Source organism: Escherichia sp. WS2035 (assembly GCF_046487065.1).
GTDB lineage: Bacteria > Pseudomonadota > Gammaproteobacteria > Enterobacterales > Enterobacteriaceae > Escherichia > Escherichia coli.
Map to the genome: position 1 here is coordinate 71,209 of NZ_JBJQKD010000011.1, position 12,733 is coordinate 83,941.

Sequence of the window (12,733 nt, forward strand, 5' to 3'; positions counted from 1 at the left end):
TGGACAGAGATCGTGAGTACATTAGAACAAACAATAGGCAATACGCCTCTGGTGAAGTTGCAGCGAATGGCGCCGGATAACGGCAGTGAAGTGTGGTTAAAACTGGAAGGCAATAACCCGGCGGGATCGGTAAAAGACCGTGCGGCGCTTTCGATGATTGTCGAGGCGGAAAAGCGCGGCGAGATTAAACCGGGTGATGTGCTGATCGAAGCCACCAGTGGTAACACCGGCATTGCGCTGGCAATGATTGCGGCGCTTAAAGGCTATCGCATGAAATTGCTGATGCCCGACAACATGAGCCAGGAACGCCGTGCGGCGATGCGTGCCTACGGTGCAGAACTGATTCTGGTCACCAAAGAACAGGGCATGGAAGGCGCACGCGATCTGGCGCTGGAGATGGCGAATCGCGGCGAAGGAAAGTTGCTCGATCAGTTCAATAATCCCGATAACCCTTACGCCCATTACACCACTACCGGGCCGGAAATCTGGCAGCAAACTGGCGGGCGTATTACCCATTTTGTCTCCAGCATGGGAACAACCGGCACTATCACCGGCGTGTCACGCTTTATGCGCGAACAATCCAAACCGGTGACCATTGTTGGCCTGCAGCCGGAAGAAGGCAGCAGTATTCCCGGCATTCGCCGCTGGCCTGCGGAATATCTGCCGGGGATTTTCAATGCTTCTCTGGTGGATGAGGTGCTGGATATTCATCAGCGCGATGCGGAAAACACCATGCGCGAACTGGCAGTGCGGGAAGGGATTTTCTGCGGCGTAAGCTCCGGCGGCGCGGTTGCCGGAGCACTGCGGGTGGCAAAAGCTAACCCTGGCGCGGTGGTGGTGGCGATCATCTGCGATCGTGGCGATCGCTACCTTTCTACCGGGGTGTTTGGGGAAGAGCATTTTAGCCAGGGGGCGGGGATTTAAGATTATTGCGCAGGCACCGTTTTATCCGTCTGCGCAATTAACGCATGTAAAAAAGGCTGTGCGTTCTCATCGCTCTTACCGGGCATCTTCACGATATACGGCTTCCCGGTAATCGATGACGACGAGGCCACCTTGTCAATAAACTGCTCGGCTGTATCAATGCGATTACGGGTATTGCCCAGCTTCAGGCGCAGATGAGAAACCGCTTCATCGCAGGTATGTTCATCACCGTTGCGCACAAATATCAAATCCTTTTTCTGTGCTAATCCCTCCAGCATGGCGTTGATACGGGCTTCTTCATGGGCCGTTAACTTCGCATAAGCGGGGAGTGTCATTAGCAGCGTAACGACCAGACAAATGATTTTCTTCACTGAATTACCTTATCCTTGTTTTGTAATAGCCGATTTGACTGCCAGAATCAGGTAAAGTTTCGGCTGGAATACGATGAGGATCATCGGCAAGGAGAAAAAATTAAATGAGTAGTTTGTTGTTGTTTAACGATAAGAGCAGGGCACTGCAGGCGGATATCGTCGCCGTGCAGTCGCAGGTAGTGTACGGCAGCGTAGGCAACAGCATTGCGGTGCCTGCTATAAAGCAGAACGGCCTGAATGTCTTTGCCGTGCCGACGGTATTGCTGAGCAATACGCCGCATTATGACACTTTCTACGGTGGTGCGATTCCGGATGAATGGTTTAGCGGTTATTTGCGTGCGCTTCAGGAGCGTGATGCGCTGCGCCAACTTCGTGCTGTAACCACGGGCTATATGGGAACGGCATCGCAAATCAAAATCCTTGCCGAGTGGCTGACTGCGCTACGCAAAGACCATCCTGACCTATTGATCATGGTCGATCCGGTGATTGGCGATATTGATAGCGGAATTTATGTCAAACCTGACCTTCCCGAGGCGTATCGACAATATTTACTGCCGCTGGCACAGGGAATTACCCCCAATATCTTTGAGCTGGAAATCCTGACCGGTAAAGATTGCCGCGATCTCGACAGTGCCATTGCTGCCGCAAAAAGTCTGCTTTCAGACACATTAAAGTGGGTGGTGATTACCAGCGCCTCCGGCAATGAAGAAAATCAGGAGATGCAGGTTGTGGTGGTCAGTGCCGACAGCGTGAATGTCATTTCCCATTCCCGGGTTAAAACTGACCTGAAAGGGACTGGCGACCTGTTTTGTGCTCAGCTTATCAGTGGTTTGCTGAAAGGGAAGGCGTTAACCGATGCGGTGCACCGCGCGGGGTTGCGCGTACTGGAAGTGATGCGCTATACCCAGCAGCATGAGAGCGATGAATTGATTTTGCCGCCTCTGGCTGAAGCATAAAAAAATGGCGCCGATGGGCGCCATTTTTCACTGCGGCAAGAATTACTTCTTGATGCGGATAACCGGGGTTTCACCTACGGTTACGCTACCGGACAGTTTGATCAGTTCTTTGATTTCGTCCATGTTGGAGATAACAACCGGAGTCAGGGTAGACTTGGCTTTCTCTTCCAGCAGCGGCAGATCAAATTCAATGACAGTATCACCAACTTTCACGCGCTGACCTTCTTCAGCAATACGCTTGAAGCCTTCGCCTTTCAGTTCAACGGTGTCGATACCGAAGTGGACGAACAGCTCAACGCCGCTATCAGATTCGATAGAGAACGCGTGGTTGGTTTCAAAGATTTTACCAATGGTGCCGTCTACAGGCGCGACCATTTTGTTACCCGTTGGTTTGATAGCAATGCCATCACCAACGATTTTTTCCGCAAAAACGACATCCGGCACGTCTTCGATATTGACGATCTCGCCAGAGAGCGGAGCAATGATCTCAATAGTTCCGGTATCCTTCTTGTCGTCGGAAACCAGAGATTTCAGTTTATCGAACAAACCCATGATCTTCTCCTAAGCAGTAAATTGGGCCGCATCTCGTGGATTAGCAGATTGTTTTTTCTTCAATGAACTTGTTAACCAGCGTCATTAACTCGTCCGTTGTCGGTTGAGCAAGAGCCTGCTCTGCTAACACCTTCGCATCTTCGAAGTTCGTGTTACGGATAATCTTCTTAATGCGCGGGATAGAAATGGCGCTCATAGAGAATTCGTCCAGACCCATCCCCAGCAACAGAAGTGTAGCACGTTCATCGCCAGCAAGCTCACCACACATGCCAGTCCATTTGCCTTCAGCATGAGAAGCATCAATAACTTGCTTGATCAAGTTCAGCACGGACGGTGACATTGGCTGGTAAAGGTGTGAAATCATATCATTACCACGGTCAACTGCCAGAGTGTACTGCGTTAAATCATTGGTGCCGATACTAAAGAAATCAACTTCTTTGGCTAAATGACGTGCAATTGTTGCGGCAGCCGGTGTTTCCACCATTACGCCGATTTCAATTGACTCGTCAAACGCTTTACCTTCGTCGCGCAGTTCCTGTTTGTAGATTTCGATCTCTTTGCGCAGTGCACGCACTTCTTCAACAGAGATGATCATCGGGAACATGATGCGCAATTTACCGAAAGCAGAGGCACGCAGGATAGCACGGAGCTGATCGCGCAGGATCTCTTTACGATCCATCGCGATACGGATAGCGCGCCAGCCGAGGAACGGGTTCTCTTCTTTCGGGAAGTTCATGTATGGCAGCTCTTTGTCGCCGCCGATGTCCATGGTACGAACGATAACCGCCTGCGAGCCACACGCTTCAGCCACTGCTTTGTAAGCAGCAAACTGTTCTTCTTCAGTGGGCAACGCGTCGCGGTCCATGAACAGGAACTCAGTACGATACAGACCAACGCCTTCAGCGCCGTTACGCTCTGCACCTTCAACGTCACGAACCGTACCAATGTTAGCGCACACTTCTACCTGGTGACCGTCCAGCGTAATAGCTGGCAGATCTTTCAGTTTAGCAAGCTCTGCTTTTTCAGAAGCCACTTGCTCCTGAACAGCGCGCATTTTATCAATAACTTCGTTGGTTGGATTGACGTAAACCTGATTATTTACGGCATCCAGAATCAGATAGTCGTCATTTTTCACCTGAGAGGTGACGCTACCGGTACCCACGATAGCAGGCAGTTCCAGAGAACGCGCCATGATAGAGGTGTGGGAAGTACGGCCACCCGCGTCGGTGATGAAACCCAGCACCTTCTTCAGGTTCAGCTGTGCGGTTTCGGACGGCGTCAGGTCAGCGGCAACCAGAATGACTTCATCCTGAATGGCGCTCAGGTCGATAATCTTCAGGCCCAGGATGTTGCGCAGCAGGCGCTTACCGATATCACGTACGTCAGCCGCACGTTCTTTCAGGTATTCATCATCCAGCTCTTCCAGGGCAGAAGCCTGACCTTCGATAACTTCATGAGCAGCTGCGTCAGCTGTCATGTGCTTATCTTTAATCAGGGCTATGATTTCCTGCTCCAGCTCCTCATCTTCGAGCAGCATAATATGCCCTTCAAAGATGGCTTCTTTTTCTTCACCGAACGTTTCACCAGCTTTCGTTTTGATCGTTTCCAGCTGGGCTGATGCCTTGGCACGACCGCTCAGAAAACGTTCAACTTCCTGATCAACCTGGTCGGCAGAAATTTTTTTCCGGTCAATGATAATTTCGTCTTCTTTCAGAAGCAGAGCTTTACCGAAAGCGATACCCGGGGATGCTAAAATGCCTGAAATCATAACCCTACCTTACTTGTGACTGATTTTTAAAAGAACCCGGGAAATTACTCGAGTTCCGCCATCAGTTTAACCAGATGTTCAACCGCTTTCTGCTCGTCTTCGCCTTCTGCGGAGATAGTCACAACGGTACCTTGAGTCAGGCCCAGAGTCTGCAGTTTAAACAGGCTTTTCGCGCTGGCGCTTTTGCCGTTGGAAGTCACAGTAATTTCAGAAGTGAAGCCCTTAGCTTCTTTTACAAACTGGGCAGCAGGGCGGGTGTGCAGACCGTTCGGAGCGGTAATGGTAACTTCTTGCTGGAACATTGTATTTCCCCAACTTATAGGTTTAGTGTTGTGGAACTAAAGTCTAGCCTGGCGGTTCGACTTTAGCCTGTATTGTTAGCGCCAGTTTTTAACAGACGCGACGCACGAAGAGCGTAATACAGTCCATTGCTGGCGGGTGTTGACCGCTGACGTTTCGTACGTCATTAAACATTATGCCGCTAAAGGAAGAATTGAACCAAATCATAAAATCGATTCAGCTTTGGCTTTTCCTGTAACGATTAATTTCGCGCATCAAAATAATTAGTCTGGTTAAATACCAGTTCCGACAGGCTGAATCAATGCCAGGAGGGGCGAAAGTTTGAAGCAGGCCACAAAAAAGCACCTAAAAAGGTGCTTTTTTACGCATTTTTTACAAGCTGGCATTACTGTTGCAATTCTTTCTCAGTGAAGAGATCGGCAAACAATGCAGTGCTTAAATAACGCTCACCCGATGACGGCAGAATAACCACAATATTCTTATTGGTAAAGCTTTCATCTTCTTGTAGTTTCAACGCCGCAGCAACAGCTGCTCCAGAAGAGATACCAGCAAGAATGCCTTCTTCTTCCATCAGACGACGTGCGGTAGAAATGGCTTCTTCATTGGTGATGCCAATGACTTTGTCGACCAGCTTGAGATCAAGGTTAGCCGGGATAAAACCAGCGCCAATACCCTGAATTTTATGCGGACCAGGTTTAATCTCTTCACCTGCCAGCGCCTGGGCGATAACTGGAGAATCGGTTGGCTCAACGGCGACAGAGATAAGATCGGTCTTGCCTTTGGTGCCTTTAATGTAGCGGCTGACGCCAGTCAGCGTACCGCCAGTCCCAACGCCAGCAATAAATACATCAACCTGACCGTCGGTATCTTCCCAGATCTCCGGACCGGTGGTTTTTTCATGAATTTCAGGGTTTGCCGGATTGCTGAATTGTTGCAGCAGCAGGTATTTCTCTGGATTGCTGGCGACAATTTCTTCTGCTTTTTGGATTGCGCCTTTCATGCCTTTAGCACCTTCGGTCAGCACCAGGTTTGCACCTAACGCTTTCAGCAGCTTGCGGCGTTCAATACTCATGGTTTCTGGCATGGTCAGGGTAAGTTTGTAACCGCGAGCGGCAGCTACATAGGCCAGTGCAATCCCGGTATTACCGCTGGTTGGTTCAACCAGTTCAACGCCTGGTTTCAGCACGCCGCGCTTTTCGGCATCCCAAATCATGTTGGCACCGATACGGCACTTAACGCTGAAGCTGGGGTTACGAGATTCCACCTTCGCCAGAATGCGTCCGTTACCGATGCGATTCAGGCGAACCAGCGGCGTGTGACCGATAGTCAGCGAGTTATCTTCAAAAATCTTACTCATGGCCTGTCCTTAACTGTATGAAATTGGGATACAACAGGTAGCATACCCGCTCAGAGAATATGCGGAAGTAAGGATTTAGCATATCTATATGCAGAAGGGAAATAATGACATGCAAGATGGAATAAGGGGCGGCATAAGCCACCCCTGTTTCACACAAACGGTTTACAAAATAACCGGTAGATTGTTACCGCCACATGGCGTGTTTATCGCGATAGCAATCAACCCACATCGCCGTCGCGCCACAAACGGCAACGGGCATAATGAACAGATTAAGCAGCGGGATCATCGTAAACAGGCTGGTTAAAGCACCAAACTGCATATTGGTGATTTTGCGTGTGCGCAGGGCGGTGCGCATCTCTTTAAACGGCACTTTGTGGTTATCGAAGGGGTAATCACAATACTGGATGGCTAACATCCAGGCGCTAAACAGGAACCACAGTACCGGCGCGACGGTTTGCCCAATGCCAGGGATGAAGTAAAGAATTAGCAATACAATTGCGCGCGGCAGATACCAGGCAAATTTTTGCCATTCGCGTTTCATGATTCGCGGCACATCTTTCATGATACCGAAAATTCCGGTATCTGGCGGTGTAGCGCCAGTCAGTCTTGCTTCCAGTTGTTCAGCCAATAAACCGTTGAACGGAGCAGCAATCCAGTTAGCAATCGTTGAGAAGAAATAGCCAAACACTAACAGCACAGAGATGACAGCCAGGGGCCACAACAGATAGCTCAGCCATTGTAACCAGTCCGGAACATAACTCATGAGAGTCGGGATCCAGACATCGAGTTGCGTAAAGAGCCACCAGAATGCGCCCCCCATCAACAAAATATTGACCAGCAGCGGTAAAATAACGAAACGCCGAATCCCAGGTTGCGAGACGAGCTTCCAGCCTTGCGCAAAATAGTAAAAACCGCTGCGTGGGGCAGATGTGAATGATGAAACCATAATCAGGATGAGCTCCTTTTGACCAATCCCAGGAAAATTCTGCGTATTTTACCGGGTAATTGCGCAATGGACAGTTAGGATATGTTCGAAAAAACAGCAAAAAGCACGATTTCATCTATCTTTGTGCTGTGAAAGTTAATAGTGCACTTGCACTTGAGGTAATCGGCAAATACTCTTAGTGAGTAAATGTTTGCCGTGGTGGCAAGGTGTTAGAACAACAGAGAATATAATGATGCAGGATTTGCGTCTGATATTAATCATTGTTGGCGCGATCGCCATAATCGCTTTACTGGTACATGGTTTCTGGACCAGCCGTAAAGAACGATCTTCTATGTTCCGCGATCGGCCATTAAAACGAATGAAGTCAAAACGTGACGACGATTCTTATGACGAGGATGTCGAAGATGATGAGGGCGTTGGTGAGGTTCGTGTTCACCGCGTGAATCATGCCCCGGCTAACGCCCAGGAGCATGAGGTTGCTCGTCCGTCGCCGCAACACCAGTACCAACCGCCTTATGCGTCTGCGCAGCCGCGTCAACCGGTCCAGCAGCCGCCTGAAGCGCAGGTACCGCCGCAACATGCTCCGCGTCCAACGCAGCCGGTGCAGCAACCCGTGCAGCAGCCTGCCTATCAGCCGCAGCCTGAACAGCCGTTGCAGCAGCCAGTTTCGCCACAGGTCGCGTCAGCGCCGCAGCCAGTGCATTCAGCACCGCAACCGGCACAACAGGCTTTCCAGCCTGCAGAACCCGTAGCGGCACCACAGCCTGAGCCTGTTGCGGAACCGGCTCCAGTTATGGATAAACCGAAGCGCAAAGAAGCGGTGATTATCATGAACGTCGCGGCGCATCACGGTAGCGAGTTAAACGGTGAACTGCTTCTTAACAGCATTCAACAAGCGGGCTTCATTTTTGGTGATATGAACATTTACCATCGTCATCTTAGCCCGGATGGCAGCGGCCCGGCGTTATTCAGCCTGGCGAATATGGTGAAACCGGGAACCTTTGATCCTGAAATGAAGGATTTCACTACTCCGGGTGTCACTATCTTTATGCAGGTACCGTCTTACGGTGACGAGCTGCAGAACTTCAAGCTGATGCTGCAATCTGCGCAGCATATTGCCGATGAAGTGGGTGGTGTAGTGCTTGACGATCAGCGCCGTATGATGACTCCGCAGAAATTGCGCGAGTACCAGGACATCATCCGCGAAGTCAAAGACGCCAACGCCTGATACACTTAAGGCAAATTAACTCCTTTTCGAACCCCCGCTTGTCGGGGGTTTTTAGCATTGATGGTGCGATATGGAATCAATCGAACAACAACTGACAGAACTGCGAACGACGCTTCGCCATCATGAATATCTTTATCATGTGATGGATGCGCCGGAAATTCCCGACGCTGAATACGACAGGCTGATGCGCGAACTGCGCGAGCTGGAAACCAAACATCCAGAACTGATTACGCCTGATTCGCCTACCCAACGTGTAGGTGCAGCGCCGCTGGCGGCTTTCAGCCAGATCCGCCATGAAGTGCCAATGCTGTCGCTGGATAACGTTTTTGATGAAGAAAGCTTTCTTGCTTTCAACAAACGTGTGCAGGACCGTCTGAAAAGCAACGAGAAAGTCACCTGGTGCTGTGAGCTGAAGCTGGATGGTCTTGCCGTCAGTATTCTGTATGAAAATGGCGTTTTAGTCAGTGCCGCGACTCGTGGCGATGGCACTACCGGGGAAGATATCACGTCTAATGTGCGTACTATTCGCGCCATTCCGCTGAAGCTACACGGTGAGAATATCCCGGCGCGTCTGGAAGTGCGTGGTGAAGTGTTCCTGCCGCAGGCGGGGTTCGAAAAGATTAACGAAGATGCGCGACGCACGGGCGGGAAAGTGTTTGCTAACCCACGTAATGCGGCAGCTGGTTCACTGCGTCAGCTTGATCCGCGTATTACAGCGAAGCGACCGCTCACTTTCTTCTGCTACGGCGTTGGTGTTCTGGAAGGCGGTGAATTGCCGGATACCCATTTGGGACGCTTAATGCAATTTAAAGCATGGGGATTACCTGTCAGTGATCGGGTAACACTTTGTGAATCGGCGGAAGAAGTGCTGGCGTTTTATCACAAAGTAGAAAAAGACCGTCCGACGCTGGGCTTTGATATCGACGGCGTGGTGATTAAGGTCAACTCACTGGCACAGCAGGAGCAGCTTGGCTTTGTCGCGCGTGCCCCGCGCTGGGCGGTAGCGTTTAAATTCCCGGCGCAGGAACAGATGACCTTTGTGCGTGACGTCGAGTTTCAGGTTGGGCGTACTGGCGCGATTACGCCTGTTGCGCGTCTGGAACCTGTCCATGTTGCTGGCGTGTTGGTGAGTAACGCTACACTGCATAATGCTGACGAAATCGAACGTCTTGGTTTACGCATTGGCGATAAAGTGGTTATTCGCCGCGCTGGCGACGTGATCCCGCAGGTGGTTAACGTCGTGCTTTCTGAACGCCCGGAAGATACCCGTGAGGTTGTATTCCCGACGCATTGTCCGGTATGTGGTTCTGACGTCGAGCGTGTGGAAGGTGAAGCGGTTGCCCGCTGTACCGGTGGCCTGATTTGCGGTGCGCAGCGTAAAGAGTCTCTGAAACACTTTGTTTCCCGCCGTGCGATGGATGTTGACGGAATGGGCGACAAAATCATCGATCAACTGGTTGAAAAAGAATATGTCCACACTCCGGCGGATCTGTTCAAACTCACCGCAGGCAAACTGACCGGACTGGAGCGTATGGGGCCGAAATCGGCACAAAACGTGGTTAACGCGCTGGAAAAAGCGAAAGAAACCACCTTTGCCCGCTTCCTCTATGCACTTGGCATCCGTGAAGTCGGCGAGGCTACCGCAGCAGGTCTGGCGGCATATTTCGGCACGCTGGAAGCGCTGGAAGCCGCGTCGATTGAAGAGCTGCAAAAGGTGCCTGATGTTGGAATTGTCGTTGCCTCCCACGTTCACAACTTCTTTGCCGAAGAAAGCAACCGCAATGTCATCAGCGAGCTGTTGGCGGAAGGTGTTCACTGGCCTGAGCCGATCGTTATCAATGCGGAAGAGATTGACAGTCCGTTTGCTGGTAAAACCGTGGTGCTTACGGGCAGCTTAAGCCAGATGTCGCGTGATGACGCTAAAGCTCGACTGGTCGAACTGGGGGCGAAAGTCGCGGGCAGCGTGTCGAAGAAAACCGATCTGGTGATAGCGGGTGAAGCTGCAGGATCTAAACTGGCGAAGGCGCAGGAACTGGGTATTGAAGTCATCGACGAAACGGAAATGCTGCGTTTGCTGGGTAGCTGAGATGGAAAAAGAGCAGCTGATTGAAATAGCCAATACGATAATGCCGTTTGGCAAGTACAAAGGGCGTCGCTTAATCGACCTGCCGGAGGAGTATCTGCTGTGGTTTGCCCGCAAAGATGAGTTCCCGGCAGGGAAGCTCGGTGAGCTAATGCAAATCACGCTGCTGATTAAAATCGAGGGGCTGACGCAACTGGTCCAGCCCCTGAAACGTCCGCTTTAAGCTTTATCGGCGCTGCTTTCCTGCTGCGCCTGTAACTGTTCGGTCTGGCGTTTGTATCGACGCGCCAGCACCGCACAGACCATCAATTGGATCTGATGGAAAATCATCAGGGGCAGCACCATCATACCGATCACCGATGTGGGGAACAGAATGTTTGCCATCGGGATGCCATTTGCCAGACTCTTTTTCGAACCACAAAAGACGATAGTAATTTCATCTGCCTTATTGAAGCCCAGTCGGCGTGCCATAAAGACGTTAACTACAATCACGATAGCCAGAAGAACGCAACTGACCACCACGATAAACAGCAATGATCCCCAGCCAACTTTGTGCCAGATACCGTTAACGACGGCTTCGCTGAATGCCGTATAAACTACCAACAGAATGGACGTCTGGTCAGTTTTCGCAATCCATTTTTTATTACGCGACACCCAGTCACCAATCCACGGCCGGGAAAGATGCCCCAACACAAATGGCAGCAACAGTTGCAGCATAATTTTACCGACCTGCTCAAGGCTGCCCCCTGCACCGTGAACATTCATCACCAGACCAACCAGCAATGGTGAAAGGAAAATCCCCAGCAGGCTGGATGCTGACGCAGAACAAACCGCCGCCGCGACGTTACCGCCCGCCATTGACGTGAAGGCGATTGCAGACTGCACGGTCGCGGGGAGAATGCACAAGTAGAGAAAACCGGAGTAGAGCATCGGGTCGACATTTACCGGTTTCCACCAGGCAAACAGCACGCCCAGAATCGGAAACAGCACGAAGGTGCTGCACATTACCCACAAATGCAGTCGCCAGTGGCCACCGCCAGCAATAATCGCCTCACGCGATAACTTCGCGCCGTGCATAAAAAACAGCAGGGCTATCGCTGCGGTGGTCAGATTTTCAAAGAAGGGGACGAAATCGCCTCTGGCCGGAAAGAAAGAGGCCAGCAACACCACCGTGATCAGGGTTAAGGTGAAAGGATCGAGGATACGAAAAAGTTTCATAAAGACTCCAGATGATCGATGGTTCTATTGTGCGTCTTCCAGTTTGAGAAATAAAATTGATTTATTGCATCCATTCATGAAAAAAACAGATGAATTATTCTTTAAAGCAATTAAAGGTTTTCGTCACAGTAGCGCAGGAGAAAAGTTTTAGTCGTGCAGGAGAGCGTATCGGCCTGAGCCAGTCGGCAGTGAGTCACAGTGTGAAGGAGCTGGAAAATCATACTGGTGTTCGCCTGCTGGACAGAACCACGCGTGAAGTGGTGCTTACAGATGCAGGGCAGCAGTTGGCTTTGCGTCTTGAGCGACTGCTGGATGAACTTAACAGCACGTTGCGCGATACCGGGCGTATGGGGCAACAACTGAGCGGAAAAGTTCGGGTCGCTGCCAGCCAGACCATTTCCGCGCATCTTATTCCGCAATGCATTGCTGAAAGCCATCGCCGCTATCCAGATATTCAGTTTGTCCTGCACGATCGTCCGCAGCAGTGGGTGATGGAAAGTATTCGCCAGGGAGATGTCGATTTTGGCATCGTCATCGATCCTGGCCCAGTGGGCGATCTGCAATGTGAAGCGATTCTTTCCGAGCCTTTCTTTCTGCTTTGCCATCGCGATAGCGCTTTGGCCGTGGAAGATTATGTCCCCTGGCAGGCATTACAGGGAGCGAAATTGGTGTTGCAGGATTACGCGTCAGGCAGCCGACCGCTGATTGACGCAGCGCTGGCGCGCAACGGTATTCAGGCGAATATTGTGCAGGAGATTGGACATCCGGCGACGCTGTTCCCGATGGTAGCCGCAGGCATCGGCATCAGTATTCTTCCCGCACTGGCGCTACCATTGCCTGAAGGTAGCCCACTGGTGGTAAAGCGCATTACGCCAGTGGTTGAACGCCAGTTGATGCTGGTGCGCAGGAAGAACCGTTCACTTTCCACCGCCGCTGAAGCGTTATGGGACGTAGTACGAGACCAGGGCAATGCGCTAATGGCTGGGCGGGAAGGGGATCCGTTGTATCAGATATAGAGTGAATTCATACT

General features: G+C 51.1%; 13 protein-coding genes. 6 read left to right on the top strand and 7 right to left on the bottom strand.

The annotated features are described in order from the left end of the window. Nucleotides 1-12 precede the first annotated feature (12 nt). Nucleotides 13-924, top strand: a complete 912-nt coding sequence (cysM, locus tag ACJHX4_RS18010; RefSeq protein WP_000105467.1) for a cysteine synthase B — start codon at nt 13-15, stop codon at nt 922-924. 2 nt (nt 925-926) lie between these two features. Here the strand turns inward: cysM and ACJHX4_RS18015 are convergent, their stop codons facing one another. Further along, complete coding sequence (locus ACJHX4_RS18015; RefSeq protein WP_000719965.1) at nt 927-1,295, bottom strand: YfeK family protein; 369 nt, start codon at nt 1,293-1,295, stop codon at nt 927-929. A 104-nt stretch (nt 1,296-1,399) separates the two neighbouring features. Between ACJHX4_RS18015 and pdxK the strand changes: the two genes are divergently transcribed. Next, the gene (pdxK, locus tag ACJHX4_RS18020) at nt 1,400-2,251 is read left to right on the top strand and encodes a pyridoxine/pyridoxal/pyridoxamine kinase (RefSeq protein ID WP_000096640.1); all 852 of its coding nucleotides are present in this window, start codon (nt 1,400-1,402) and stop codon (nt 2,249-2,251) included. Between the two features lie 42 nt (nt 2,252-2,293). Here pdxK and crr read toward each other — a convergent pair whose 3' ends face one another. From crr to cysZ, 5 genes are all read right to left on the bottom strand, one after another. Continuing rightward, complete coding sequence (gene crr, locus ACJHX4_RS18025) at nt 2,294-2,803, bottom strand: PTS glucose transporter subunit IIA (RefSeq protein WP_000522247.1); 510 nt, start codon at nt 2,801-2,803, stop codon at nt 2,294-2,296. Nucleotides 2,804-2,843: 40 nt separating this feature from the next. Beyond that, nucleotides 2,844-4,571, bottom strand: coding sequence for a phosphoenolpyruvate-protein phosphotransferase PtsI (gene ptsI / locus ACJHX4_RS18030; protein WP_000623108.1), 1,728 nt, complete (start codon nt 4,569-4,571; stop codon nt 2,844-2,846). A 44-nt stretch (nt 4,572-4,615) separates the two neighbouring features. Then, nucleotides 4,616-4,873, bottom strand: coding sequence for a phosphocarrier protein Hpr (gene ptsH / locus ACJHX4_RS18035; protein ID WP_000487600.1), 258 nt, complete (start codon nt 4,871-4,873; stop codon nt 4,616-4,618). Between the two features lie 383 nt (nt 4,874-5,256). Next, entirely contained in the window at nt 5,257-6,228 is a 972-nt protein-coding gene (gene cysK, locus ACJHX4_RS18040) for a cysteine synthase A (RefSeq protein ID WP_000034402.1), read from the bottom strand. A gap of 184 nt (nt 6,229-6,412) precedes the next feature. After that, nucleotides 6,413-7,174, bottom strand: a complete 762-nt coding sequence (gene cysZ, locus ACJHX4_RS18045; RefSeq protein ID WP_000254839.1) for a sulfate transporter CysZ — start codon at nt 7,172-7,174, stop codon at nt 6,413-6,415. Nucleotides 7,175-7,403: 229 nt separating this feature from the next. Between cysZ and zipA the strand changes: the two genes are divergently transcribed. From zipA to ACJHX4_RS18060, 3 genes are all read left to right on the top strand, one after another. After that, on the top strand, nt 7,404-8,402 hold the full coding sequence (zipA, locus tag ACJHX4_RS18050) for a cell division protein ZipA (protein ID WP_001296279.1): 999 nt from the start codon (nt 7,404-7,406) through the stop codon (nt 8,400-8,402). A gap of 70 nt (nt 8,403-8,472) precedes the next feature. Further along, nucleotides 8,473-10,488, top strand: coding sequence for an NAD-dependent DNA ligase LigA (gene ligA, locus ACJHX4_RS18055; protein WP_000443709.1), 2,016 nt, complete (start codon nt 8,473-8,475; stop codon nt 10,486-10,488). Between the two features lies 1 nt (nt 10,489). Next, on the top strand, nt 10,490-10,708 hold the full coding sequence (locus ACJHX4_RS18060; RefSeq protein ID WP_000410197.1) for a DUF3820 family protein: 219 nt from the start codon (nt 10,490-10,492) through the stop codon (nt 10,706-10,708). Here ACJHX4_RS18060 and ACJHX4_RS18065 read toward each other — a convergent pair. After that, the gene (locus tag ACJHX4_RS18065) at nt 10,705-11,703 is read right to left on the bottom strand and encodes a bile acid:sodium symporter family protein (protein WP_000765604.1); all 999 of its coding nucleotides are present in this window, start codon (nt 11,701-11,703) and stop codon (nt 10,705-10,707) included. The genes ACJHX4_RS18060 and ACJHX4_RS18065 overlap by 4 nt on opposite strands. Before the next feature lie 89 nt (nt 11,704-11,792). Here ACJHX4_RS18065 and ACJHX4_RS18070 point away from each other — a divergent pair, with 89 nt between their 5' ends. Next, nucleotides 11,793-12,719: a LysR family transcriptional regulator gene (locus tag ACJHX4_RS18070; protein ID WP_001109794.1), complete on the top strand. Its 927-nt coding sequence runs from the start codon at nt 11,793-11,795 to the stop codon at nt 12,717-12,719. The last annotated feature ends 14 nt before the right edge of the window (nt 12,720-12,733 follow it).